This is a genomic window from Xanthomonas sp. NCPPB 1062, assembly GCF_041481705.2.
Lineage (GTDB): Bacteria > Pseudomonadota > Gammaproteobacteria > Xanthomonadales > Xanthomonadaceae > Xanthomonas > Xanthomonas euvesicatoria.
Window position 1 is genome coordinate 1,235,833 of record NZ_CM192987.1, and the last position, 26,654, is coordinate 1,262,486.

The following is a 26,654-nucleotide window of genomic DNA, read 5'->3' on the forward strand; positions in this document are numbered from 1 at the left end:
CGCGTCACCGGGCGGTTAGCTCAGCGGTAGAGCATTGCCTTCACACGGCAAGGGTCACAGGTTCGAACCCTGTACCGCCCACCATGAATTCAGAGTCAAACGAAAACCGGCGAAAGCCGGTTTTTTCGTAGTTGCAGGGCACCAACCACAGGCTTGGTGACTACGCGGCAGTCACCTTTCGATGCAGCGATACAGCCAGTCACCGCCGCCAACTCGGCGGTATGGCATGCGATCGCTGGCTTCCGCTACACGCGGGAGGCTGGGGACGCAGGGGTCCCCTTTGAGCTCATTCTCGACGGCGACGACATTGCGACCGAGCCATTTCCCGGTCTTGGGGTGAACTGGACCTTTAAGGTCTACCCAGAACAGTTGCGCGAGCGTGCGCAGGAAGTAGTTCGATATACCGCGCGTCAAGCAATCGTCGAAATCTCTGATGCCATGTGGAAGTATGCGTTGGCATCAGACCTCAAGCGGAGCTATCAAAGTGAGCCCGCCGTTGTCTTGCTGCGCGCCTTGCGCAACGCATATGCCCATCGTAGGGACGACTGGAATTTCGGGAATGCAAAGTTGCCGCTTCGGTGGCGGTAGCTGGATCTTGTTGCTGGAATGCAGGGACTGACAGTCAGCGAGATGATTTTTCTCAATGAACAACTGTTACTCATCAACGACGCGATCCATCTGCTCGATCCCGACAGCGCTTTGACGACACAGATTCATCGTTGAACTGGGCGCTGCACAGTTTGCTTGGCCTATCGACTGCCAGAGCAACTGGCTCCGGTGCTGGTATCACCATGCTTAATTGAGAACGGCGTTCGGCACTATTGGCGACAGACGCTTCATTTAAGCACTTTTCGCTAGGGCCGGTGCCTTGCGAGCTCGACAGGGACTTGCCATCCTGCAAGGCCCCGGATCGAGATGGAGTGGCGATGAAGACGCTGCTTGGAAGTGCGCTGGTTGCGACATTGCTGTTGGCCGGGTGTGCGCGCGACGTTGGTGAGCAGTACGTGGGCAAGTGGGTCAACGTGAAGTCAGAAAAGAATGTGCTGAGCATCGAGCACAATGGCGAGAGTTTCATCATTCGCGACACCCAGCCGGAGCTGTTCGGCAATGGCGTCAAGACCCGCAACCATCCGGCGCTGCTGACCAAGGGCGTGCTGCAGGTGTCCAACGGGGTCGGCACGGTCAACTACGCGATCGATGAGGCGACCGGCAAGTTGAGCACGGGCGATACCGAGTACACGCGGGTCAAGTGACGGCGAGACGCTTTTCAAAGACATGCGATGAAGGCGCGCGGCGTTGCGGCAGGCGAGTTGATCGTTTCATCGGCTCGCTGCCTCGTGTCGTTCTGAGTGCGTCCATATCGCGATCAGCGTGGCTCGGGCATTCATGCGCCGAGCGTGCATGCCATTCATTGCCGCCTGAGGGTGGAAGGCCGCGCCTCTATGTGTGGCCCGGTCAGCCGCGCGAGTTCGCGCTTGCCTTATGCACGCGATGCCCCGCCTGCGCCTGCATCCAGCGCCACAGCGTGGTGCGCGAGACGCCGAGCGCTTGCGCGGCAAGGGCGCGGTTGCCGTTGGCGCGGTCGAGCGCTGCGCGGACTGCGGTGGCAGTGAGCTGCAGGCGAGAGGTTGCCAAATCGGCAAGCTCACGCGGTGCTTCGTGGTTGCCGAAATGCGTATCGAATAATTCCGGCGCCCAGCGTTCGAGTTGCTCCAGGCTCAGGCTGTCGTGCGCTTGGGCTTTCCAGTGAATGCACAGGCGTTCGACCAGGTTGCGCAGTTCGCGTACGTTGCCGGGCCAGGTGTGCTGTTGCAGGCGTTGCAATGCCGCTGGCGATAACGGCGATGCGATGCTGCCGAGTTGCTGGAAATAATGCGCAAGCAACAACGCAATGTCGTTGCGGCGATTGCGCAACGGAGGCAGTGCGATGCGTAGCGCGGCAAGACGATAGAACAGGTCGCGGCGGAAGCGGCCTTGTTCGACCAACTGCTGCAGGTCCTGCAGGCTGGCGGCGACCACGCGCACGTCGATCGCAACGGGCACCGTTGCGCCGACACGCACTACTTCACGTTCTTCCAGGACGCGCAGTAGCCGGGTCTGCAACGGCACGGGCAATTCGCCGATTTCGTCGAGGAACAGCGTGCCGTCCTGCGCAGCTTCGATCAGGCCGGTGTGGCCGCCGCGACGTGCGCCGGTGAAGGCGCCGTCGCTGTAGCCGAACAGTTCCGCCTCCAGCAACGATTCGCTGATGGCGCCACAGTTGATCGCCACGAAACGGCCGCGGCGGCGACTGCCGGCATGCAGTTGTCGTGCGACCAGTTCCTTGCCGGTGCCGGTGTCCCCGCTGATCAACACGGTGCCGGTATGCGGTGCGTAGAGCTGCACCAGCTCGCGCGCGCGCCGCATTGCGCCGTCTTCGCCCAGCAGGGCGTCGGCGCGTCGTGCGCGGCGCGGGGCGGCACGGCCGGCGACGCGATCGATGCCTGGAGCGGTGCCCAGCGCGATGGCCTGTTCCAGCGCATGACGCACCGAATCGGCCGAATACAGCAGCACTCCAGGCAGCCCGGCCTGCTCGGCGAAATCGATCGCCATGCCGGTGCCGACAATGACCTGGATGCCGCTGGCGCGCAGATCGGCAATGCAGTCGCGTGCGTCTTCGGCGGTGACGAAACGGCGGTGTTCGATCTCCAGATCGAAGCTGTGCTGAAACGCGCGGAACGACGGCACATCGGTGGCGTGGGTGACCACGCCGATGCGTGGCGCAATGCGGCGCGCACGCGCCAGCGCTTCCATCAGATCGAACCCGGTGGCCTGGATGGGCGCCAAGGGCAGCGCGAGCCGGCTGCGCAGGTACGCCGCATTGGATCCGCCGGCCACCAGCGCGTCGCAGCGCTCGCGGCGCAGGCGCTGGCCGATGACCTCGACCGCTTCGGCAAAGCCGAGGTTGATCTGCTCGATGCGCGCGCGCTGGTCGAACTCGGGGATGACATCGGCCAGCAGGCCGGTCAGGCGCGAGACGCTGACGGTCCAGATGATGGGCAAGGAGGCGTCTGCGGTTTCCGGAGGGGCAGGGGGGCGCATGACGGTGTCGCGTTTCAATGATGTTTCATAGTAGATCAGCCGTTGCATTTTTGCAACAATTGGCGCGTGGGATTGTCATCAAATCAACGACTTGTACTTGGCATGGTGCTTGCGCCTGCACGGTGATCCCATCCAAGGAACCGCCATGACGTCCTCGTCCACTCCCTCTGCTGGCACGCGGTTTCGCGCTGCACTGGCTGCCGAATCGCCGCTGCAGGTGATCGGCGCGATCAATGCCAACCATGCGCTGCTGGCCCAGCGCGCCGGCTATCGGGCCCTCTACCTGTCCGGCGGCGGCGTGGCGGCCGGGTCCTTGGGGTTGCCGGACCTGGGCATCAATACGCTGGAAGACGTATTGATCGACGTGCGCCGCATCACCGACGTGTGCGAGCTGCCGCTGCTGGTGGACGTGGACACCGGCTTCGGGCCGAGCGCGTTCAATATCGAGCGCACCATCAAGTCGCTGATCAAGGCCGGCGCGGGCGGTTGCCATATCGAAGACCAGGTGGGCGCCAAGCGCTGCGGTCACCGGCCGGGCAAGGAGATCGTGAGCCAGGGCGAGATGGTGGATCGGGTCAAGGCCGCGGCCGATGCCAAGACCGATGCGGCGTTCTTCCTGATTGCGCGCACCGATGCAATCCAGATGGAAGGCGTGGATGCGGCGATCGAACGTGCCATCGCCTGCGTGGAAGCGGGTGCGGACGGCATCTTCGCCGAAGCTGCCTACGACCTGGACACCTATAAGCGCTTCGTCGATGCGGTAGGCGTGCCGGTGCTGGCCAACATTACCGAGTTCGGCAAGACCCCGTTGTTTACGCGCGACCAGCTGGCGCAGGCTGGCGTGGCGATCCAGCTGTTTCCGCTGTCGGCATTTCGCGCAGCCAACAAGGCGGCCGAGGCGGTCTATGCCGCGATTCGGCGCGACGGTCATCAGCAGGGCGTGCTGGACAGCATGCAGACGCGCGAAGAGCTGTACGAGCGCATCGGCTATCACGATTACGAGCAGCGCCTGGATGCGTTGTTTGCGCGCAAAGGCGCATGATTGCGCGCTGCTGATCATCTCATTGCCACCTCGCACGCCATACCGCGACACCACACAGTTTGGGAGCTCATCGCATGAACGACACTGCTATTGCTGGTTTCAAGCCGAAAAAGTCCGTTGCCCTGTCCGGCACTGCCGCCGGTAACACGGCCCTGTGCACGGTGGGGCGCAGCGGTAACGATCTGCATTACCGCGGTTACGACATTCTCGATCTGGCCACCACCAGCGAGTTCGAAGAAATCGCGTACCTGCTGGTGCACGGCAAGCTGCCCAACAGCGGCGAGCTGCGCGGTTACAAGGCCAAGCTGCGCTCGCTGCGCGGTGTGCCGGCAGCGGTGAAAACTGCGCTGGAACAGTTGCCGCCGTCGGCGCATCCGATGGATGTGATGCGCACCGGCGTGTCGGTGCTGGGCTGCCTGCAGCCGGAAAAAGACGACCATAACCACCCGGGTGCGCGCGACATCGCCGACAAACTGATGGCCTCACTCGGTTCGATGCTGCTGTACTGGTATCACTACAGCCACAACGGCAAGCGCATCGAGGTGGAGACCGACGACGATTCCATCGGCGGCCATTTCCTGCACCTGCTGCACGGCTTTGCCCCCAAGGATTCGTGGGTGCGCGCGATGCATACCAGCCTGATCCTGTATGCCGAGCACGAATTCAATGCATCCACCTTTGCGAGCCGCGTGATTGCCGGGACCGGCAGCGATATGTACAGCGCCATCGCCGGCGGCATCGGTGCGCTGCGTGGCCCCAAGCATGGCGGCGCCAACGAAGTGGCGTTCGAAGTGCAGAAGCGCTACGACACCCCGGACGAAGCAGAAGCCGATATCAAGGCGCGGGTGGAACGCAAGGAAGTGGTGATTGGCTTTGGACATCCGGTGTACACGGTGTCGGACCCGCGCAACAAGGTGATCAAGGAGGTGGCGCGCGAGCTGTCCGATGAGCAGGGCAGCCGCAAGATGTACGACATCGCCGAGCGTCTGGAGAGCGTCATGTGGGACATCAAGAAGATGTTCCCGAACCTGGATTGGTTCAGTGCGGTGAGCTACCACATGATGGGCGTGCCGACGGCGATGTTCACCCCCTTGTTCGTGCTGGCGCGCACAGCCGGCTGGAGCGCGCACATCATCGAGCAGCGCATGGACGGCAAGATCATTCGCCCCTCGGCCAATTACACCGGGCCGGAAGATCAGGTGTTCGTGCCGCTGGATCAGCGCAGCTGAGGACGCTTTGCGCAGCCGCTGATTTCTGGGTTTCGGTCGCCTTCGATGAAGGCGATCGGACCTCGCAAGCCAGGTCAGCAGCAAGACTTGCAAACCTCTGCAACGCCAAGTTCGATTCCCGATCCCCGATTTCCCCCCGCCTGCTTCGATATCGCCAGCCATGAATAGCCAGTACCGCAAGCCCTTGCCGGGCACCTCGTTGGATTACTTCGATGCACGCGCCGCCGTCGATGCGCTGCAGCCCGGTGCGTATGCAACCTTGCCATACACCGCACGCGTGCATGCCGAGAACCTGGTGCGGCGGGCAGAGCCACAACTGCTGGAGGCGTACCTGCGGCAATTGATCGAGCGCAAGCGCGATCTGGATTTCCCGTGGTTTCCGGCACGGGTGGTGTGTCACGACATCCTGGGTCAGACCGCGCTGGTGGATCTTGCGGGCTTGCGCGATGCCATTGCCGAGCAGGGCGGCGACCCGGCACAGGTCAATCCGGTGGTGCCGGTGCAGTTGATCGTGGATCACTCGCTGGCGGTGGAATACGCCGGCTTCGACAAGCAGGCGTTCGCCAAGAATCGCAGCGTGGAAGATCGTCGTAATGCCGATCGCTTCCACTTCATCGAATGGACCAAGCGTGCGTTCGAGAACATGGAAGTGATTCCGCCAGGCAACGGGATCATGCACCAGATCAATCTGGAGAAGATGTCGCCGGTGATCTACACGCTGGACGGGGTGGCGTTTCCGGATACGTGCGTGGGCACCGACAGCCATACGCCGCACGTGGATGCGCTGGGCGTGATCGCGGTTGGCGTTGGCGGGTTGGAAGCGGAGAACGTGATGCTGGGGCGCGCCTCGTGGATGCGCCTGCCGGACATCGTCGGCGTGGAATTGACCGGCCGGCCGGCGCCGGGCATCACCGCCACCGACATCGTGCTGGCATTGACCGAATTCTTGCGCGCGCAGCGCGTGGTCGGCGCGTATCTCGAGTTTTATGGCGATGGTGCACGCGCACTGACCATCGGCGACCGCGCGACCATTTCCAACATGACACCGGAATTCGGTGCGACGGCGGCGATGTTCTACATCGACCAGCAAACCATCGATTACCTGCGCTTGACCGGTCGCGACGATGCGCAGGTCGCGTTGGTGGAGACCTATGCGCGGCATACCGGCCTATGGGCGGACGATCTGGCCACCGCGCAGTACGAACGCGTGCTGCAGTTCGATCTGGCCAGCGTGGTACGCAACATGGCCGGGCCGTCCAATCCGCACAAACGCGTGGCCACTACCGAGCTGGCGGATCGTGGGATTGCCGGTGCGTGGGGGCAGGTGCCGGGGCAGATGCCCGATGGCGCCGTGATCATCGCAGCGATCACCTCGTGCACCAATACCTCCAACCCGCGCAATGTCATCGCTGCCGGCTTGCTGGCGCGCAACGCCAATGCACGCGGATTGACCCGCAAGCCGTGGGTGAAGAGCTCGCTGGCGCCGGGGTCCAAGGCCGTGCAGCTGTACCTGGAAGAGGCCGGTTTACTGGGCGAGCTGGAGCAGTTGGGCTTCGGCATCGTGGCGTTTGCCTGCACCACCTGCAATGGCATGAGCGGGGCGCTGGATCCTGCGATCCAGCAGGAAATCATCGATCGCGATCTGTATGCCACAGCGGTGCTTTCGGGCAACCGCAATTTCGATGGGCGCATCCATCCGTATGCCAAGCAGGCGTTCCTCGCCTCGCCGCCGCTGGTGATTGCCTACGCCATTGCCGGCACGGTGCGCTTCGATATCGAGAAGGATGTGTTGGGCATCGACGCCGCCGGCGTGCCGGTCACGCTCAAGGACCTGTGGCCGAGCGATGCCGAGATCGACGCGGTGGTGGCGCGCAGCGTCAAGCCGGAACACTTCCGCAGCGTATACGACCCGATGTTCAAGCGCAGCGTGGGGCAGGGGGTCAGCGTGAACCCGCTGTACGACTGGCGCCCGACCAGTACGTATATTCGGCGTCCGCCGTATTGGGAAGGCGCGTTGGCCGGTGCGCGCACGCTACGCGGCATGCGCCCGTTGGCCGTGCTGGGCGACAACATCACCACCGACCACTTGTCGCCGTCGAACGCGATCATGGCCGGCAGTGCGGCCGGGCAATACCTGGCGCAGATGGGCGTGCCGGAGGAGGACTTCAATTCCTACGCCACCCATCGCGGCGACCATCTCACCGCACAGCGCGCCACGTTCGCCAACCCCAAATTGATCAACGAAATGGCGGTGGTCGATGGGCAGGTCAAGGCCGGCTCGCTGGCGCGGCTGGAGCCGGAAGGCCAGGTGCTGCGCATGTGGGAGGCGATCGAAACCTACATGACGCGCAAGCAGCCGCTGATCGTCATCGCTGGCGCCGATTACGGGCAGGGGTCTTCGCGCGACTGGGCGGCCAAGGGCGTGCGGCTGGCCGGTGTGGAAGTGATCGTCGCCGAAGGCTTCGAGCGGATTCACCGCACCAACCTGATCGGCATGGGCGTGCTGCCGCTGGAGTTCAAGCCGGGCACCGATCGCAAGACCCTGGGCATCGATGGCAGCGAAACCTTCGACGTGGTGGGTGAGCGCACGCCCGGCGCCACGCTGACGTTGTCGATCCACCGGCGCAATGGCGAGCAACTACAGGTGCCGGTGACTTGCCGCCTGGATACTGCAGAGGAAGTGTCGATTTACGAAGCCGGTGGCGTCTTGCAGCGGTTTGCGCAGGACTTTCTTGAGGCAAACAGGGCCGCATAGGGCAGCACCATGGCCGATTCTTCGCGATTGATCTTCATGCTCAAGCCGCCACCGCAGGTGCTTGAAGCGATGGCCGGTGTCGTGGCCGCACACCGCCTGGATGCAATGCTTGCGGACGCGTACTTCGATCCAGGCAACTGGCATCAGTCGGTTTCGGATCGGTTTGAAGGGTCGGCTGCGCGTGCCGCAATGCTGCGCGCGGGCGATCGTCTCGATGCTCAGGCAGTGACGTTCTGCTTGAACAGGATCACCAGTGGCGGAACCGACCCGGTGCATTGGGCATTCCGGGCAGAGGGCACGCCATTTGCCTTCGTTGCATTGCAGGCTGCCATCGCAGCAGCCCTGCGTGCGGAAGGCCTGCATGTTGGGGGCGGACACACGCCGCACGTAACGATCAGCTATGCAGCGCCCGGTAAGCTCAACCAGCCAATCGTGCCCATCATCTGGCACGCCACCGAGGTGCTGTTGGTTGAAGGCGGTGGGCGACCGTATCGCTATGTACCCATCGGATCTTGGCCATTGCGACCTGAGGGGCTCATGCCGGAGCAGACGCAACTGCCGCTATGACCTGAGCAGCAAGGCGTGCCTGCGACTGTCATGGTGACGCTTGACCAGGCCGTACAGATGCATTAGGCAAAATCATTGACATCACGTCCGCACGTCGTTTCCAAGGAACATGCATGGCATTCGCTCCCCAACTCCGCATCCCCGCCACCTACATGCGCGGCGGTACCAGCAAAGGCGTGTTTTTCCGTCTGCAGGATCTGCCCGCGGCCGCGCAGCAACCGGGCGCTGCACGCGATGCGCTGTTGTTGCGGGTGATCGGCAGCCCGGATCCGTATGCCAAGCAGATCGATGGCATGGGCGGTGCCACTTCCAGCACCAGCAAGAGCGTGATCGTGTCGGCCAGCACGCGCGATGGGCATGATGTGGACTACCTGTTCGGGCAGGTGTCCATCGACAGCGCGTTCGTGGATTGGAGCGGCAACTGCGGCAATCTGTCGGCGGCGGTGGGACCATTCGCCATCGCCGGCGGTTTGATCGATCCCGCACGCGTGCCACGCGATGGCGTAGCCACGGTGCGCATCTGGCAGGCCAATATCGGCAAGACGATTGTGGCGCATGTGCCGATGGCCGATGGGCTGGTGCAGGAAACCGGCGACTTCGAACTGGACGGCGTGACCTTTCCTGCAGCCGAAGTGCAGCTGGAATTTCTCGACCCGGCCGACGATGCCGAAGGCGAGGGCGGGGCGATGTTTCCCACCGGCAACGTCATCGATCAACTGGAAATTCCCGGGCTGGGCACGCTCGATGCCACGCTGATCAATGCGGGCATTCCCACCATCTTCGTCAACGCGCGCGACCTGGGCTACACCGGGGCCGAGCTGCAGGACGCCATCAATGGCGACCCGCGCGCCTTGACCATGTTCGAGACATTGCGCGCGCACGGTGCGGTGCGGATGGGTTTGATTGCGAAGGTGGAAGACGCCGCGACACGGCAACACACGCCCAAGGTCGCCTTCGTGGCACCGCCGGCCGACTACACCGCGTCCAGCGGCAAGCCGGTGCACGCGGCCGAAATCGATCTGTTGGTGCGTGCGATGTCGATGGGCAAATTGCATCACGCGATGATGGGCACTGCAGCAGTGGCGATCGGCACCGCTGCAGCCGTGCCGGGCACGCTGGTCAATCTGGCTGCCGGCGGTGCGGCGCGCTCGGCGGTGCGCTTCGGGCATCCATCCGGCACCTTGCGGGTCGGCGCGCAGGCGCAGCTGGTCGAGGGCCAGTGGCAGGTGACCAAGGCGCTGATGAGCCGCAGTGCGCGGGTGTTGATGGAGGGGTGGGTCAGGGTGCCGGCGCCTGTTGCCGAGGTTGGATAGGCCTGCGCAGGGTGTTGGCGCGCGTGGATGCAGGCGACACATGCCTGGCGTGCGAGGCGCTTCATCGGTGCTGGTGTGCGAGATGTGCATCGCGTCGGTCGGGCACGCCTGGTGGCGATGCGGAGCCGGCGTCGCGCTGCCCGCATTAGCCGGATCTGCTCCGCATCGGCTCTTCCAGGCATACGCGTAGAACCCGGAACATCTGCGTTTCAGTCCGGCGTGTGTCCACGCTGGATGGTCATTCCCGATGCCATTGATCGATGTTGTTGCGCCCCCAAGTGATTGGCGCTGGCCACCACAGCGCAGTAAATGGCAGCGTGGCCAGCGTCGCTAACGAGCCTCCGTTTTCGCCATCGTGTAAAACGCACTGCCGTGTTGCATTAATTCGAACGCTATTTCGAATTCTGGAAACTTTTTCGCACGCGCCCTGCCATAATTGTGTAAATCGTGTTAATTCTGTTGCACCGCGGCACGCAGGCCGGGCCGCCCCGCCACCAGAATCCGGAGTTCTTCCCATGTCCGCCAGCCGGTCGCTCAAGATCAGCGCGCTTGCCGTTGCCGTCGTTTCCCTTCTTCCGCTCCATGCCGCTGCCCAGCAGACGCCCGGCGACGACGGCGTCGTGCGTCTGGATGCGGTCAAGGTCACGGTCGAGCGGCGTTCGGAAGACTCCAAGGACGTGCCGGTCTCCGCCTCGGTATTGCGCCCGGAGTTCCTGGACGCCATCTCCACCAGCGGTTCGGACATCCGCGTGCTGGCCGGCAAGGCGCCCAGCCTGAACATCGAATCGTCCAACGGCCGTGTGTTCCCGCGCGTGTACATCCGCGGCTACGGCAATACGGACTTCAACACCTACGCCTCGCAGCCGGTGTCGTTGATCTATGACGACGTGGTGCAGGAAAACGCCTTCCTGAAGGGCTTCCCGATCTTCGATCTGGAAGGCCTGGAAGTGCTGCGCGGCCCGCAAGGCACGCTGTTCGGCCGCAACACGCCGGCAGGCGTGGTCAAGTTCAATTCGGTCAAGCCGACCATCGGCGCCAATGACGGCTACGCCAGCCTGTCGTACGGCACCTACGGCACCATGACCCTGGAAAGCGGCCTGAGCATCGCGATGGGCGACCATTGGGCAGCGCGTCTGTCCACGCTGGGCCAGCGCCGCGACGATTGGGTGGAAAACCGCGACGGCCGCGACCTGGAAGGCTATACCGATTCGGCCGTGCGCCTGCAGCTGCTGTACCAGGCCAGCGACGACTTCAGCGCGTTGTTCAATGCGCATGCGCGCCATCTGGACGGTACCGCGCGCCTGTTCCGCGCCAACATCATCCAGCCCGGTACCAATCAGCTGGTGGATGGCTTCGATGCGGAAAAATCCTTCATCGACGGTGGCAACCGCCAGGAACTGCAGACCTACGGCGGCAGCGCCAACCTGACCTGGGACCTGGGCGACATCGCGCTGCACTCGATCACCGCCTACGAAGGGATCGGCAAGTACTACAGCCGTGGCGATATCGACGGTGGCTTCGGCGCGGTGTTTGCGCCGCCGTCGGGCCCGGGCGTGATTCCGTTCCCGGTGGAAACCGCCGGCGGCATCAAGAGCCTGGACCAGTACAGCCAGGAAGTGCGCGCCGAATCGCAGTACGACGGCCCGCTCAACTGGCAGGCCGGCCTGTACTACTTCCACGACGATGTGGAAGGCGAAAACTACACCTACAACACCCTCAGCGGCGGTGATCTGGCCAGCTATCAGCTGACCCGCCAGCGCAATACCTCCTGGGCGGCGTTCGGCTCGTTGAACTACGCGGCCACCGACCGTTTGAACCTGCGCGCCGGCATCCGCTACACCTACGACAAGAAGACCTTCGACGTGCTGGCGCTGGACCGCGTCACCCTGGTCGAACCGTCCAGCGGCGAGACCGACAACTCCAAGGTCACCGGCGATCTGGCGGCTACGTTCTCCATCAACGACGCCGTCAATGTGTACGCACGTGCCGCACGCGGTTTCCGCGGCGCCAGCTTCGGCGTGCCGTCGGGCACCGCGCCGCTGACCGTGGCCGAGCCGGAGACGGTGGATTCGTTCGAGGTCGGCATCAAGTCGGACCTGTTCGACAACCGCGCGCGCCTGAGCTTTGACATCTACGATTTCCGGGTGAAGAACCAGCAGCTCACGGCGGTGGGTGGCGCGTCCAACGACATCCGCCTGCTCAATGCCGACAAGACCAAGGCCCGCGGCGCGGAGTTCGATTTCGAAGCCTTGCTCACCCAGAACCTGCGCGTCACCGCCGGCGGCGCCTACAACTGGACCCGCATCGACGACCCGAACCTGTCGGTGGGCATCTGCCGTACCTGCACGGTCACCGACCCGATCAACGCGGCCGGCCGTGCGGTGATCGACGGCAACGACCTGCCGCAGGCAGCGAAGTGGATGGCCAACGCCACCCTGCGTTACGGCATTCCGATGGGCAACGACGGCGAGCTGTTCTTCTACACGGACTGGTCGTACCGCAGTGAAGTGAACTTCTTCCTGTACGACTCCAAGGAATTCACCGGCCAGCCGCTGGTCGAAGGTGGCGCCAAGATCGGCTACAACTGGGGCGCGGGTGCGTACGAGTTGTCGGTGTTCTGCCGCAACTGCACCAATCAGATCCGCGTGACCGGTGCGATCGACTTCAACAACCTCACCGGCTTCATCAACGACCCGCGCATCGTGGGTGCGCAGTTCCGCGCCAACTTCTGATCGGCGTTTTGGTGGAGCACTATCGAACCGCCGGCGATCATGCCGGCGGTTTTTTTATGGCAGCAGGAGTGGGCAGATGCAGCGGACCTGGCAACGCGCGTGGGTAGCGATGGCGATGTTGTGGTGCGTGGCGACAACCGCGGTGGCGCAGCAGTCGGCCGCGGCCGTGCAATCCACGCTGGCATCGGTGCAGGCCGAGAAAGTGGTGGTCTCTACCGACGTTGGCGACGATATCGACGATGCCTTCGCGTTGGGGCTATTGCTGCGTCGCCCGCAGTTGCAGGTGCTGGGCATCGCATCGACATGGGGCGACACCGCGTTGCGTGCGCAGTTGCTGCAGCGGTTGTTGCAGCAGGCCGGGCGCAGCGAGATTCCGCTGGCAGCGGGCGCGCGTACCACCAGCACCATCGCCTTCAGCCAGGCGCGCTGGGCGGCCAAGGGGCAGTTGCCGGCGGCACTGCCGGATGCGGCCGCGATGATCCTGCAGCAGGCGCGCCAGCATCCGGGCGAGGTCACCTTGCTGGTGCTGGGGCCGATGACCGATGCGGCGCTGGCGCAGCAACGTGACCCGGTCGGCTTTGCCAAGCTCAAGCGTGTGGTGGCGATGGGCGGATCGGTGCGGGTGGGTTATGGCAAGTCTGCGTATCGTCCGGCCAGTGCGCCGGCGCCGGAGTACAACATCCTGGCCGATGTGCCGGCAGCGCAGCGCGTGTTCTCATCTGGTGTGCCAATCGTGCTGTTGCCACTGGATGCCACGCAGATCACCCTGGAAGAACCCGAGCGCATCGCACTGTTTGCGCATGGCGACGGGCTGACCGATGCGCTCACGCAGCTGTACTACCAGTGGCGCAACACCGACCAGCCCTGGGCCAGTGCCACGCCCACGTTGTTCGATGTGGTGCCGGTGGCCTGGTTGCTACGCCCGGCGCTGTGCCCGACCACGCCGTTGCATCTGGACGTGGATGCGCAAGGCTATACCCGCGAAGGGGCTGGTGCGCCCAATGTGCAGGCCTGTTTGCACGTGGACAAGCCGGCGCTGATCGAGATGTACATGCGTGCGTTGTTGGAGTTGCACGGAGAATGAGGAACACAAAGAGTCATGCCTGATCCCGCGGCGAGTGCTTCTTTGCAGCTCTTTGTGATCTAGCCCAAAGCCGGGTTGGTCGACAGCGCGGTGCCCTCACCGATCACGGGACACGCCGTGAACCTGTCCGTGGGGGATCGATGGCGTCATCCATGCCGCCATCGGTCCCGCAAGCGGTGAGGGCACCGCGCTAAACAGTTGGCTGCTGACCAACTGAACGCGGGTCACTCGGCTCGCGTGCTGCCGCGGATCGATTGTTGGCATTCGATGGACGCGATGACAGAACGAGCGAGGCCCTGCAGGCAAGTCGCAGTCCAGCTGCCTGCGCCAGGCGGCATGACGTGGTTCGGCGGTCGCTCCAAGCGCGAGTACCAGACCACTGCGCTCACCGCCAGTCTGCCATCGCATCGCTCGCCAGCAGCGCACGCTTGCCGCCCATCGGCAAGCAGCCACGTCGTCGCATCGGCGCCATCAGCCAGATGCGCAGCGTCGTTATACTTGCGTTCTCACATTGCGAGTAGCACGAATGGACAGCCAGGGATCACGGATGATGCGGTCGGGCACGCGGCGGGTTGTGCTGTGGGCGGTGTTGCTGGCCGTGGCGATCGGCGCGGTGGCGTGCAAGCGCAACGAAAGCGGTCAGCTACCCGCCGCCAGTGGCGAGGCGATCAAGGCCGAAAAGCAGGCCATCACCGGTTTCGCGCTGGCGCGTGCCTATCCCGACCAGACCAGCGACGGCCTGTCGCTGGCACTGGAATTCTCGCGGCCACTGGTCGGCACGCAGGATTTCGATGCGCTGGTGCGCTTCGAAGAAAAGGTGGGCACGGGCGACAGTAGCTGGACGCTGTCCGAGGACGGCAAGACGCTGCGCTACCCGTACGTCGAAGCGGCCAAGGACTACACCGTACTGGTCGACGCCAACCTGCTGGCCGCCGACGGCAGCCGCCTGGGCAAGCCACTCAAGCAAAAGGTCTACACCGGCGAACTCAAGCCTGTGGCCGGGTTCGCTTCGCAGGGCAGCGTGCTGCCGGCGCGCGAGAGCCGTGGCCTGCCGGTGGTGTCGGTGAACGTGCCGGAAGTGGACGTCGAGTTCCTGCGCGTGCGCGAGAAGTCGCTGCCGGCGTTCTTCCAGCAGTTCCAGCGTGGCGGGCGCCGTGGCAGCTGGGATCTGGAGAGCGAATACAGCGGCAACCAGCCGTTGTCCAAGCTGGCCGACCCGGTCTACGTCAATCGCTTCATCCTTGGCGGCAAGCAGAACGAGCGTGTGCTGACCTACCTGCCGACGCAGGACATCAAGGAACTGCAGGAACCGGGTTTGTATTTCGCGGTGATGAAGCGCGCCGGCAGTTTCGAAAACGAATTCGACACCGCGTTCTTTACCGTCAGCGACATCGGCCTGCATACGCGCGCCTACAAGGACAAGTTGTTCGTGCACACCGCCTCGTTGCAGAGCGGCGAGCCGGTCAAGAACGCGGAGCTGCGCATCCTCGATGCCAAGGGCGAGTTGTTCCTGAAAGGGGCGACCGACGGTAACGGCAATGCGCTGCTCAACTACACGCTCGACGCCGGCCATGTGCTGACCGCACGCAGCAAGACCGACATTACGCTGCTGCCGTTCAACCAGCCCGCACTGGATCTGAGCGAGTTCGCCGTGGCCGGGCGCCAGGGCGCGTGGTTCGATGTGTTCGCCTGGGCCGGTCGCGATCTGTATCGCCCCGGCGAGACCATGCGCGTCTCGGCGATCCTGCGCGACAACGACGGCAAACCGACCAAGCCGCAACCGGTGTTCCTGCGCCTGAAGCAGCCGGACGGCAAGACCTTCCGCGAGACCAAACTGCTGCCGGGCGAGCAGGGCTACTTCGAATTCGCCCAGCAGATTCCGGCCGATGCACCGACCGGCCGTTGGCAGGTGGAATTTCGCACAGATCCGGCCAGCAAGGACGCCGTGCAGGGCATGACCGTGCGCGTGGAAGAGTTCCTGCCCGAGCGCATGAAGCTGGACCTGGACAGCACGCAAAAGACCTTGAGCGCCGGCCAGCCGTTCAAGCTGGTGGCCAATGCCGCGTATCTGTACGGCGCACCGGCCGCTGGCAACCGTTTCACCGCCAAGCTGGCAGTCAGTGTGGAGCAGCATCCGCTCGAAGCGTTGCCCGGCTGGTTCTTCGGCGACCCCACGCTGGAGCTGCCGCGCGAAGCCAGGGACGTGATCGACACCGAATTCGGCGGCGACGGCATCCTGCACGAAGACATCGCATTGCCGGACGAGGCCAAGCCGGTCAGCACGATTGCCGCGGTCGTCTCCGGTAGCGTGTACGAAACCGGCGGGCGCACGGTCACCCGCACCCTCAAGCGCGTGCTGTGGCCGGCCAAGGCGCTGGTCGGCGTGCGCCCGTTGTTCGACGACGCCGACGGCGCCGATGCCAATGGGACGGCGCGCTTCGAAGTGACCCGCGTGGATGCCGACGGCAAACCGCAGCCGGCCAAGGGCCTGAAGGTCACGCTGGTGCGCGAGCTGCGCGATTACCACTGGAACTACACCGACAACCACTGGGATTACGACTTCACCCGTCGCTTCGAAAACAAGGACACGCGCACGCTGGATGTGGGTAGCGTCAATGCCAAGATCGATTTCCCGGTGGAATGGGGCGAGTACCGCCTGGACGTATTCGACCCGGCGAGCGGGCTGACCACGCGTTACCCGTTCCGCGCCGGCTGGAGCTGGAACGATGAAAACCGTGGCCTGGATGCGCGCCCGGACAAGGTCAAGCTGGCGCTGGACAAGACCGGCTACCGTGCCGGCGACACGCTCAAGGTCACGCTGACTCCGCCGCATGCCGGCAAGGGCGTGCTGCTGGTGGAAAGCGACAAGCTGTTGTACGTGCAGGACATCGACGTCAAGCCCGGCAGCAGCTTCGAGATTCCGGTGACCGAGGCGTGGGAGCGCCACGATGTGTATGTCACCGCACTGGTCTTCCGCGGCGGCAGTGCGCCCAGCAAGATCACCCCGGCACGCGCGGTGGGCGTGGCCTATGTGCCGATGGACCGCAAGGCGCGGCGGGTGGCGGTGGGCTTGTCCGCGCCCAAGCAGATGCGGCCCGAGCAGCCGTTGCCGGTGACGGTGAGCGTGCCCGAACTGGCGGGCAAGGCCGCGCACGTGACCATTTCGGCAGTGGACGTGGGCATCCTCAACATCACCCGTTTCCCGGTGCCCGATGCCAACGCACAGTTCTTCGCGCAGCGTCGTCTGGGGACCGATGCGTACGACATCTATGGGCGGGTGATCGAAAGTTTCGAAGGCGCCAGCGGCAAGCTGAAGTTCGGCGGCGACATGGCGCTGGAAGCCTTGCCGCAGGCCAAGCGCCCGACCGCGCGCGTGCAGACGGTTGACCTGTTTTCCGGCTCGGTAAAACTCGACGCAAAGGGCAATGCGCGCGTGCAACTGCCGGTGCCGGATTTCAATGGCAGCTTGCGCGTGTCGGCGTTGGTGTACTCGGATACCCGTTACGGCAACCGCGATATGGAAACCATCGTGCGTGCGCCGATCCTGGCCGAAGCCAGCATGCCGCGCGTGATGGCACCGGGCGACCGCAGCACGGTGACGCTGGACGTGCAGAATTTCACCGGCAAGCCGGGCGAATTCAGCGTGCGTGTGGAGGGCATTGGCCCGCTCGCCATCGGCGAGGCGTCGCGCAGCGTCAAGCTCGGCGTGGACGCCAAGCAGACGCTGAGCTTCCCGCTGAGCGCCACCGAAGGCTATAGCGTGGCCAAGGTGCGCGTGCGCGTGGATGGCAATGGCTTCAAGGCCGACCGCAGCTACGAGCTGCCGGTGCGCGCCGGCTGGCCACAGGTGTTGCGGGCACAGACCCGCGTGCTCGACCCGCTGGCGCCGATCACCCTGGACAGCGGCTTTGCCGATGGCCTGATGGCCGGCTCGGTGACCGCGCGCATGGTGGTCAGCGCGTTGCCGCCGATTCCGTTCGCCAGCGCATTGCAGGGCGCGTTGGAGTATCCGTACGGCTGCGCCGAGCAGACCACCAGCAAGGGCTATGCGGCGCTGCTGCTCGACGATGCCGCCGCCAGAACGCTCGGCACCAAGGGGCTGGAGGCGGCCAAGCGCCGCGAGCGCATGGAAGGCGCGTTCGGGCGTCTGGCGTCGATGCAGATCGCCAGCGGGCATTTTTCGATGTGGGGCGACGATGGCCACGTCAATCCGGGCCTGACCCCATACATTGCCGAATTCCTGCTCGACGCCAAGGAGGCCGGTTTTGCGGTGCCCGACACGGTGCTGCAGAAGGCGCTCAATCGCCTGAGCGAAGATCTGTTGTCCGGTGGCAACGAGTTCTATGGGCAGGACCGTCGCGACAACTTGAAGTTCGCCAATCAGGCCTGGTCCGGCTACGTACTGGCACGCGTCAACCGCGCGCCGCTGGGCACGCTGCGCGCGCTGTACGACAACCAGCGCGACAAGGCGCTGACGGGCCTGTCGCTGGTGCATCTGGGCATCGCCTTGTCGCTGCAGGGCGATACCAAGCGTGGCGATGCGGCGATCAAGGCCGGGTTTGCCAAGGACAGCAGCGAGCGTCCGCCGTACTTCGGCGATTACGGCAGCGCGATCCGCGACGACGCGTTGATGATGGCGTTGCTGCACGAACGCGGTTTGTCCAAGCCCGAGTACGACACCCGCGCGGTGGCCCTGGGCCGCGCGCTGGATGCACGTCGCGCGACCGGTTGGTTGTGGCTGAGCACGCAGGAGCAAGTGGCGCTTGCGCGGTTGGGCAAGGCGTTGATGGTCGGGCAGGGCAAACAGGTGTCCGGCAGCTTGACGGTGGGCGACCAGGTACAGCAGATCGCACCGGCACGCGTGTTCGGGCGCAGTTTCGACAGTGCCGCCCTGGCGCGCGGCGTGCAGTTCGCGCCACAAGGCGAGGCGCCGATGTACGCCAGCCTGGAAGTGGCCGGCATTCCGCGCAGCGCACCGGAACCGGACACGCGCAATCTCAGCGTGGAGCGCAGCTGGTACACCACCGACGGCAAGCCGTGGACCCCGCGTCCACTCAAGGAAGGCGAAGCGTTGATCGTGCGCGTCAGCATCACTGCCAACAGCAGCATGCCCGACGCCTTGCTCACCGACCTGTTGCCGGCCGGTTTGGAAATCGAGAATTTCAATCTGGGCGATGCCAAGCAATGGGCCGACGTGGTGGTGGACGGCATCGGCATCAGCGAGCGGTCCAGCGCCGCCGACGTCAAGCACGAAGAGTTCCGCGACGACCGCTATGTGGCCGCGCTGGCGCTGTCTTCGGGCAGCAAGGCGCAGGTGTACTACCTGGTGCGTGCCGTCACCCCGGGGACCTACACGGTGCCGCCCTCGCTGGTGGAAGACATGTACCGGCCGGAGTTGCGTGGTGTGGGGCGCAGCACGCCAGCCACGATGACGGTGGTGCAGCCGTAAGGCGACGCGTTCGCCCTTCTCCCGTCGGGAGAAGGGGCCCTGCCAGGGGCGGATGAGGGGACGAGCGAAGCCTGGTGTCGTTGGCATGGCATGAGTGGCTTCGCCCGTACCCTCACCCCAACCCCTCTCCCGCAAGTAGAGGGGCTTTTGCAGGGCGCTTGCGATGTTTCCCGGTAGCCGCTGAGTGCTTGCTTCGCATGCAGCGATATCGCTGCGCCTTGTCTTTTCGGTGCGATGGTAGCGACACGCAAAGGTCATTTTTACGCTCTACGGTGGCGTGCTTTCTCATCAGCGCAGCATGATTGCTGCGCGACCTACGGGATTCCATGCAGCGCTTCGATCCGTACCGTATGCACCTGTCCGTTCTCGCTGTGGCCATCGCAGCATGCTCGCCTGGCGTGCAGGCTCAAAGTGTCGCTACCTCATCCGACTCCGCGCGCCTGGCGTCAGCGATGCGCCCAGCCGGTGCTTCATCCAACGAGAGCCAGCGACCTGTCGAGACAGCGTCAGCCCTAGGAAAACTCTCTGGCCCCGCGACCACAGCCTCGCCAAGCGAGGCACCCAACAGCGACGCACCTAGCAGAGATGCAACTGCCGCAGACATGGCCAAAACCGGCGTACAAACCCTCGATGCCATGCAGGTCACCGGCGTGCGCCGCGCCAACGCGGCTGCGGTGGAAAGCAAGCGTGCGGCCACCAATATCACCGATGTGATCAGCGCCACCGACGTGCGTGCCTTGCCCGACAGCACCATCGTTGAGGCATTGCGGCGCGTGCCGGGCTTGTCCGTCTTGCCTGCCACCGACAACGAGCATCCGCGCGATGAAGCGGCCACGCCGGTATTGCGTGGCCTGGGGCCGTCATACAACAACGTCACCATCGACGGGCTCACCATCGCCTCGCCCGGTACACCGAACGGCACGCTCGGTTCGATCACCCGCGGTGTGCGCCTGGATCTGTTGCCGGCCTCGATGGTCAGCGAATTGCAGGTGGTCAAGACCTTCACGCCCGACCTGGACCCCAACGCCACCGGCGGTGCGATCAACCTGAAAACCCGCAGCGCGTTCGAAAACGGTGGCAAGCCGTTCTTCAGCGCCGAGGCGGCGCTAGGCCACGCCAACGATGTGGGCAAGCCGCGCGATCAGGACGATCCGGGCTATCGCGTCAACGCCACCGGCAGCCGCACCTTCGGTAGCGAGCAGCAGTACGGTCTCACCGTGTCTGCCAACTATCAAACACTGAGCAGCTACACCGAAACCCATATGACCACCGACACGGTGCACTACGGGTTCTACGACAACAGCGGTGTGTTGCAGACCGGCGACAATCTCGGCAATGGCTGGGCGGTGCCGCAGCAGGATAAATACTGGTACGTGCAAGATCAGCGCGACCGTTATGGCCTCACCGGCAAGTTAGAGATGCGGCCCAGCGCGGCGCTCGAAGCCTACGCCATGGCCGGCTACTACTATTTCAAGGACGACATGGAGCGCAACGAGGTCATCATCGACCCGCGCAACCGTGGCCAGGTCTTCAATCAAACCGCAACCTCCGGCAGTTATCCCGGTGGCGACATCGAGGTGGGCTATTCGAACCAGATCGTCACCACGCGTACCAAGGTGGCGCAGCTGGGAACGATCTGGCGGCCCACCGATCGCCAACAGCTTTCCGCGCGTGGCGCGTGGTCGGATGCGACCTACGACGAGCCGATTCGCATGATCAAGTACGCTACCGGCATCACGCGTCCGGCACCGGTGCCGGTGGGCCAGACCGGCAGTGGCGTGACCATCAATGCCACGCCCAATTATGCGTTCAATTACGAAACTTCCGGCCTGGATCAACGCTTCGGCGTGTCGCCGCAAGCGTATGACGACCTGGACAATTACAGCCTGTCGTACTGGCGCCCGGACTATAAACGCACCGCGTCCGACCGCATCCTCACCGGTCGGCTCGATTACGGCTTCAATCAAGGCGAAAGCGATCAAGGCATCGGTTTTGCGGCAGGCGTGTCGTATACCACCGACAAGCCGTCCTATGAGATCTATCGCGTCGAGTATCAGCCCAATACGACGGCGCCGGCGTTCGGCCTGGCCGACGTGGTGGGCACCGGCAGGGCGCCGATGCGCTATGCCGGTTTGAACCTGCTGAGCATCGACCCGAACAAGGCCAATCGCGTGCTGGCGGCCACGCCGTTGAGCGCGTTCAACAGCACCGACCAGCAGGCCTTCAGCAACCAGGATAATTTCACGCATACCGAAAAAATCTTCGGCAGCTATGGCTTGGTCAGCTATCGCAGCGATCGCTTGAACGCGCAGGCCGGTGTGCATTTCGACAGCACCAAGCTCGACACGGTGGGCCGCCAGCGGCAGCTGGATGCGGCAACCAATCACTACGTGTACGTCGATAACCCGACCAGTGCGGATTACGACTATCTGCTGCCTTCGGCGGTGATGACCTACCACCTGACCGATGCGCTGGATCTGCGTGCCGGTGCAAGCCGCACGTTGGGCCGCCCGCCGTACGACGCCTATGCGGCGCGCACCTCCATCGGCTTTGTCAATACGACAGACGCCGGCAACCCGAATGCGCAGGGCGTCACCGTCACCATCGGCAACCCCGACATCAAGCCGCGCGTATCCAACAACCTGGACCTGTCGCTGGAATGGCGCCTTCCCGGCGATTTCGATGCGTTCGCATCCGCTGCCGTCTTCGACAAACATATCCAGGACGAGATCTTCACGCTCTCGCGCACCGATAGCTTCACCTTCGACGGCACCACGTATGCGAATGCGTTGATCAGCACACCGGCCAATGCCGCCAAGGCGCGCATCCGTGGTGTGGAGTTCAACGGCATCGTCAACACGTTAGGGCCGGTCGCGCCGTGGTTGAGCGGCGTCGGTTTCAGCGCAAACCTCGCATTGCTCGATGGCAGCCTGGACGTGCCTTACAGCGTCGGTAGCGGCAGCAGCCTGACCCAGCGCGAGCGCACGCTCGACAATCTGGTCGGTCAGCCCGATTACACCGTCAACGCAACGCTGTTCTACAACACCGGTGGGCTGGAACTGCGTGCGGCCTACAACCGGCAAGGCAAGGCGCTGCGCTCGGTCGTCAGCAATATCGACTGGCAGGACCTGTATTGGTCGCCGCGTTCGCAACTGGATTTCACCGCCACCTATGCGGTGAGCAAGCAGTTGAGCCTGATCGGCCAGGTCAGCAACATCACCCACAGCCGCATCACCAGCGTGACCGGCCCCGGGCAGAATCTGCTCAAGGACAGTTACTCGGTGCCCACCACCTATTGGGTGGGTCTGCGGTTCACGCCCACGTTGTGAGGGCAGTCGGGCAAGAGGTGGCGGAGCCTGCCATCCTGAAATCGATGCCTGCCGTCCACCCGCTTAATTTCAGCCGCGTGTGCGACGCGCGGCAACGCCGGTCCGCCGCGCTACCGTTTGCAAACATCTGCTTGGAGTTGTTCGATGACATCACGCCCCATTGCCGTCCTCGCCGCCGTGCTGTGCACAGTCGTGACCACTGCAGCAAGTGCCGCACCGACAGGCGTGGCCGCGATCCAGGCGCGCCTGACCAACCCGCAGGGCGGCCTCGTCGTGGTGGCGCACCGCGGATGTCATGCCGCCGCGCCACAGCATGGCTTCACCGAGACCGCACCGGAAAATTCGCTGGCGGCGTTGGAGCGCTGCATCGCCATCGGCGCCGATGTGATGGAAACCGATGTGCGGCGTGCCGCCGACGGCAGCCTGGTGATGCTGCATGACGCCACCGTGGACCGCACTACCGATGGCACCGGCAAGCTCTCCGAGTTGACCCTGGCCGATCTGCAGAAGCTACGCCTGCGCAGCGACGAAGGCGGTGCACAGGCACCGCTGACCGACCAGCGCGTGGTCACGCTCGAGCAGATGCTGGCCAAGGCCAAGGGGCACATCCTGCTCAACCTGGATGTCAAGGACGCGATCTACGTGCAGGTGATCGACGCGGTCGCACGCGCCGGCATGCAGCATCAGGTGATCGTCAAGGCCGAAGCCGGTATTTCTACCGCGCCACTGGCTGCGATGCCGCCCTTCAATACCGTGTACTTCTTCCCGATCCTGATCAACGCGCATGGCAATGCCGATCTTGCGGCCATTGCAACGGCACAGACGCGCAATGCGCGTCCGATGGCATTCGAGTTACCCAAGATGACTGCCGCGCAATTGCCGGCCCTGGCAGCGGTGAGCAAGGCGCACAACGTGCGGCTGATGGTCAATTCGTTATGGGAAGGCTTCATTGCCGGCTATGGCGGCGATGCGGACGCCGAGCGCGACCCTGACAAGGTCTGGGGCCGGATGTACCGCGACGGTGTGTCGATCATCCAGACCGATGCACCGGAAGCCTTGTTGCGCTACCGCGCCACGTTGGAAAAGCGCTGAGCGGAAGCGACTAGGCCGCCGTCCCAAGCGGCGGCAACCAGGTCTGGCACGGCGCGCTGTGCACCAGACAACTCGACGGACGAGACATAACGTCTACCGAAGTGCGCACGTGGGCATCGCCACCAGCTGCCGCCAATGCGTGCTGCTGCCGAAGTGCGCCGGCCGCGCCTTCGGCGTGAGCGGCTGATCATCGCAGTCACCTGCATGCGGTGGCCACAGGTAGGATCAGACGGTTGCGCGCAGGCAGGTCCGCATGTCGCTCACGGGCTGTGCCTGGCCTTGCGCCCGTCGCTTGTCCGGCTGGCTGTGCGGCTGATCGCGCTGCCGATACGCCAGGCCCGAGCCGCGTAGGAGTGGCCGAAACGCGTTTTGCCCTGCATGCTTTGCGCAATGGATGAACAGCCGCAGGCACCAACAGGGATGGACCGCACGCAGCCGCGCCCGCAAGCGCCGAACCATCAGGCCCGCAACCGACGTCGCTGGCTGCGGTGGCTGCGCTTGAGTGCGGCGGCCTTGCTGAGCGTCATGCTGCTGCTCGATCTGGCTTTTCCATTGCCGTTGCCCAAGTCCCGCGATACCTCCACGTTGGTGGTTGCGCGCGACGGCACGCCGTTGCGTGCATTCGCCGACCGTCATGGCGTATGGCGCTATCCCGCCACGCCGCAGAGCGTCTCGCCGCTGTATTTGCAGGCGCTGCTGAACTACGAAGACCGCTGGTTCTGGCGTCACCCGGGCGTCAATCCCTGGGGTCTGCTGCGTGCCGGTGGGCAGTGGATCGGGCAGGGCCACATCGTGTCCGGCGGCTCCACACTGACCATGCAGGTGGCACGCATCCTGGACCCGCATACGCGCACACCGTGGGGCAAGGCCAAGCAATTGTTGCGCGCGTTGCAGCTGGAAGCGCACCTGAGCAAGCACGAGATTCTGATGCTGTATCTGGAGCGTGCGCCCTATGGCGGCACCATCGAAGGGGTGGAGGCGGCCAGCTGGGCGTATCTGGGCAAGCCGGCCAGGGCCTTGTCGCACGCCGAGGCCGCGTTGCTGGCGGTATTGCCGCAGTCGCCCAGCCGGTTGCGCCCGGACCGTCATCCCGAAGCCGCGCAGCGCGCACGCGACAAGGTGCTCGATCGCATGGTCGAGCTGGGCGTGTGGTCGCGCGCGCAGGTGGACGATGCGCGCATCGAACCGGTGGTCACCCGCTCGCTCAAACCACCGTTGCATGCCGCGTTGCTGGCGCAGCGCCTGCACAGTGCGCAGCCGCGTGCGGCGCGTATCGTCACCACGCTGGATGTGGAATTACAGCGCACGCTGGAAGAGCGCGTGTCCACGTATTTTTCGCAGCTGCCGGAGCGCACTTCCGCGGCATTGCTGGTGGTGGACAACGCCACGATGGAGGCGCGCGCCTATGTGGGCTCGGCCAGTTTCGGCGACCGCAAGCGCCTGGGTCATGTCGACATGGTGCAGGCATGGCGCTCGCCCGGCTCCACGCTCAAGCCCTTCCTGTATGGCATGGCGCTGGACGATGGCCTGATCCATTCCGAAAGCCTGCTGGTGGATGCGCCGCAGAGCTTTGGCGACTACCGGCCCGGCAACTTCGATGCGGCGTTCAACGGCCCGGTGAGCGCGGCCACGGCGTTGCGGCTGTCGTTGAACGTACCGGCGGTGGATCTGCTTGATCGCATCGGCCCGGCGCGCTTTGCTGCGCGACTGTCCAATGCCGGGATTGCGCTGCATTTTCCCTCCGGCAGCACGCCGTCGCTGGCCTTGATACTGGGCGGCACCGGCGCACAGTTGCAGGAGTTGGTGGGCGCGTTCGCCGCGCTCAATCGCCGCGGCATTGCCGGACGCGTGCGCTATACGCCGGATGACGCGCGCATCGATCGGCGCCTGATGTCGCCGGGTGCAGCGTGGATCGTGCGCGAAATCTTGCAAAGTAATCCGCGGCCCGGCTACGGCAGCGGTACTTTCGACACTACTGCACGCCCAGGCGTGGCGTGGAAGACCGGCACCAGTTACGGCTACCGCGATGCATGGGCCATTGGCGGAACGCGGCGTTACACCGTCGGCGTCTGGGTAGGACGGCCGGACGGCACCCCGTTGCCGGGCCAATACGGTGCGGTCACCGCATTGCCGTTGATGTTCGAAGTCATCGATGCCTTGCCCCGCAGTGCTGGCGACAGTGCGCCATTGCCGATGCCGCCCTCGGTGCAGGCAATCGACATCTGCTGGCCGCTGGGCGGCGCTGCCGATCAAACGCCACCGGCTCTGTGCGCACGTCGTGCCGATGCATATGCACTCGACGGTGCGGTGCCACCCACCTTTGCCGAGCGCGATGCGCGCCTTTGGCAAAGCGGGCAGGTGCGCTTCGAGGCCGATGCGCGCAGCGGTCAGCGGTTGTCGCAGGAATGCAGCCAACCGCATGCGCGTGCACCGCGCGCGGTGGCGCGTTGGCCAGCGTTGGTCTCGCCCTGGCTCAGTACATCCGAACGCGCCGCCGCACAACTGCCGCCGTTGGCTGACGATTGCATGCCGGACGGGCGCATGACCGGTGGCGGGGTGCTACGCATCGACGGCTTGAGCGACCGCGCCACGCTTGCGCGGGCCAACGACGCCGCGCACCCGGTGCGGTTGCAGTTACGTGCGCTGGGCAGCGAGGCGCGAATCGATTGGCTGCTGGATGGCCGCTGGATTGCGCAAACCACCGGAAGACAAGGGTTTCAGCGCGATTTCGAAGAAGTGGGGTTGCACACGCTCACCGCAATGGCCAGCGATGGCGCATGGACGCAGTTGCGCTTTCGCGTGTTGCGCTGACCGGGTCGCCAACCAGGTGCGGCCGCCCCGTGCTTGGCGGCAGACCTGCTGCGCACGACAAACGTGTAGGAGCGCACCTGGGCGCGAAGAGGCCTTACCGGGAATGCGTCATCGCGCCCAGGTGCGCTCCTACAGAGGCGTTGACGAAGGCGGCGGCGTGTCGGGATCTG

13 protein-coding genes, 1 tRNA gene and 1 pseudogene are annotated in these 26,654 nt (G+C 64.5%); 14 read left to right on the forward strand and 1 reads right to left on the reverse strand.

Features of this window, described 5'->3' with window-relative positions; all coding sequences use genetic code 11:
* Nucleotides 1–9 precede the first annotated feature (9 nt).
* From ACCQ16_RS05490 to ACCQ16_RS05500, 3 genes and pseudogenes are all read left to right on the forward strand, one after another.
* Nucleotides 10–84: transfer RNA gene (locus ACCQ16_RS05490), tRNA-Val, on the forward strand.
* A 72-nt stretch (nt 85–156) separates the two neighbouring features.
* Nucleotides 157–723, forward strand: a pseudogene (locus ACCQ16_RS05495) (hypothetical protein).
* A 203-nt stretch (nt 724–926) separates the two neighbouring features.
* The gene (locus ACCQ16_RS05500; RefSeq protein WP_008571594.1) at nt 927–1,253 is read left to right on the forward strand and encodes a hypothetical protein; all 327 of its coding nucleotides are present in this window, start codon (nt 927–929) and stop codon (nt 1,251–1,253) included.
* A 202-nt stretch (nt 1,254–1,455) separates the two neighbouring features.
* Here the strand turns inward: ACCQ16_RS05500 and prpR are convergent, their stop codons facing one another.
* Nucleotides 1,456–3,081, reverse strand: a complete 1,626-nt coding sequence (gene prpR, locus ACCQ16_RS05505; RefSeq protein ID WP_372380347.1) for a propionate catabolism operon regulatory protein PrpR — start codon at nt 3,079–3,081, stop codon at nt 1,456–1,458.
* Nucleotides 3,082–3,226: 145 nt separating this feature from the next.
* On the opposite strand from prpR, the gene prpB reads away from it, so the two are divergent.
* The 11 genes from prpB (at nt 3,227) to pbpC (ending at nt 26,484) form a co-directional block, all read left to right on the forward strand.
* A complete protein-coding gene (gene prpB / locus ACCQ16_RS05510; protein WP_031421450.1) occupies nt 3,227–4,123 on the forward strand; it encodes a methylisocitrate lyase in 897 nt (298 codons plus the stop codon).
* 74 nt (nt 4,124–4,197) lie between these two features.
* Nucleotides 4,198–5,352, forward strand: coding sequence for a bifunctional 2-methylcitrate synthase/citrate synthase (gene prpC, locus ACCQ16_RS05515; RefSeq protein ID WP_008571591.1), 1,155 nt, complete (start codon nt 4,198–4,200; stop codon nt 5,350–5,352).
* A 160-nt stretch (nt 5,353–5,512) separates the two neighbouring features.
* The gene (acnD, locus tag ACCQ16_RS05520; RefSeq protein ID WP_372380225.1) at nt 5,513–8,107 is read left to right on the forward strand and encodes a Fe/S-dependent 2-methylisocitrate dehydratase AcnD; all 2,595 of its coding nucleotides are present in this window, start codon (nt 5,513–5,515) and stop codon (nt 8,105–8,107) included.
* Nucleotides 8,108–8,116: 9 nt separating this feature from the next.
* The gene (locus ACCQ16_RS05525) at nt 8,117–8,674 is read left to right on the forward strand and encodes a hypothetical protein (protein WP_127172092.1); all 558 of its coding nucleotides are present in this window, start codon (nt 8,117–8,119) and stop codon (nt 8,672–8,674) included.
* A gap of 113 nt (nt 8,675–8,787) precedes the next feature.
* Complete coding sequence (gene prpF / locus ACCQ16_RS05530; protein WP_011346646.1) at nt 8,788–9,987, forward strand: 2-methylaconitate cis-trans isomerase PrpF; 1,200 nt, start codon at nt 8,788–8,790, stop codon at nt 9,985–9,987.
* A 515-nt stretch (nt 9,988–10,502) separates the two neighbouring features.
* Complete coding sequence (locus tag ACCQ16_RS05535) at nt 10,503–12,719, forward strand: TonB-dependent receptor (protein WP_218505308.1); 2,217 nt, start codon at nt 10,503–10,505, stop codon at nt 12,717–12,719.
* 76 nt (nt 12,720–12,795) lie between these two features.
* Entirely contained in the window at nt 12,796–13,803 is a 1,008-nt protein-coding gene (locus tag ACCQ16_RS05540; protein WP_277572805.1) for a nucleoside hydrolase, read from the forward strand.
* Between the two features lie 547 nt (nt 13,804–14,350).
* On the forward strand, nt 14,351–19,252 hold the full coding sequence (locus tag ACCQ16_RS05545; protein WP_277572806.1) for an alpha-2-macroglobulin family protein: 4,902 nt from the start codon (nt 14,351–14,353) through the stop codon (nt 19,250–19,252).
* A 326-nt stretch (nt 19,253–19,578) separates the two neighbouring features.
* Nucleotides 19,579–22,581, forward strand: coding sequence for a TonB-dependent receptor (locus tag ACCQ16_RS05550; RefSeq protein WP_277572807.1), 3,003 nt, complete (start codon nt 19,579–19,581; stop codon nt 22,579–22,581).
* A 144-nt stretch (nt 22,582–22,725) separates the two neighbouring features.
* Nucleotides 22,726–23,673, forward strand: a complete 948-nt coding sequence (locus ACCQ16_RS05555; RefSeq protein ID WP_218499383.1) for a glycerophosphodiester phosphodiesterase family protein — start codon at nt 22,726–22,728, stop codon at nt 23,671–23,673.
* A 390-nt stretch (nt 23,674–24,063) separates the two neighbouring features.
* On the forward strand, nt 24,064–26,484 hold the full coding sequence (pbpC, locus tag ACCQ16_RS05560; protein ID WP_372380226.1) for a penicillin-binding protein 1C: 2,421 nt from the start codon (nt 24,064–24,066) through the stop codon (nt 26,482–26,484).
* Nucleotides 26,485–26,654: the final 170 nt, after the last annotated feature.

Bases quoted from the DNA above. Each gene is read 5' to 3' on its own strand.
- ACCQ16_RS05500 (WP_008571594.1), top strand. From the start codon at position 927: ATGAAGACGCTGCTTGGAAGTGCGCTGGTTGCGACATTGCTGTTGGCC.
- prpR (WP_372380347.1), bottom strand. From the start codon at position 3,081: ATGCGCCCCCCTGCCCCTCCGGAAACCGCAGACGCCTCCTTGCCCATC.
- prpB (WP_031421450.1), top strand. From the start codon at position 3,227: ATGACGTCCTCGTCCACTCCCTCTGCTGGCACGCGGTTTCGCGCTGCA.
- prpC (WP_008571591.1), top strand. From the start codon at position 4,198: ATGAACGACACTGCTATTGCTGGTTTCAAGCCGAAAAAGTCCGTTGCC.
- acnD (WP_372380225.1), top strand. From the start codon at position 5,513: ATGAATAGCCAGTACCGCAAGCCCTTGCCGGGCACCTCGTTGGATTAC.
- ACCQ16_RS05525 (WP_127172092.1), top strand. From the start codon at position 8,117: ATGGCCGATTCTTCGCGATTGATCTTCATGCTCAAGCCGCCACCGCAG.
- prpF (WP_011346646.1), top strand. From the start codon at position 8,788: ATGGCATTCGCTCCCCAACTCCGCATCCCCGCCACCTACATGCGCGGC.
- ACCQ16_RS05535 (WP_218505308.1), top strand. From the start codon at position 10,503: ATGTCCGCCAGCCGGTCGCTCAAGATCAGCGCGCTTGCCGTTGCCGTC.
- ACCQ16_RS05540 (WP_277572805.1), top strand. From the start codon at position 12,796: ATGCAGCGGACCTGGCAACGCGCGTGGGTAGCGATGGCGATGTTGTGG.
- ACCQ16_RS05545 (WP_277572806.1), top strand. From the start codon at position 14,351: ATGATGCGGTCGGGCACGCGGCGGGTTGTGCTGTGGGCGGTGTTGCTG.
- ACCQ16_RS05550 (WP_277572807.1), top strand. From the start codon at position 19,579: ATGCAGCGCTTCGATCCGTACCGTATGCACCTGTCCGTTCTCGCTGTG.
- ACCQ16_RS05555 (WP_218499383.1), top strand. From the start codon at position 22,726: ATGACATCACGCCCCATTGCCGTCCTCGCCGCCGTGCTGTGCACAGTC.
- pbpC (WP_372380226.1), top strand. From the start codon at position 24,064: ATGGATGAACAGCCGCAGGCACCAACAGGGATGGACCGCACGCAGCCG.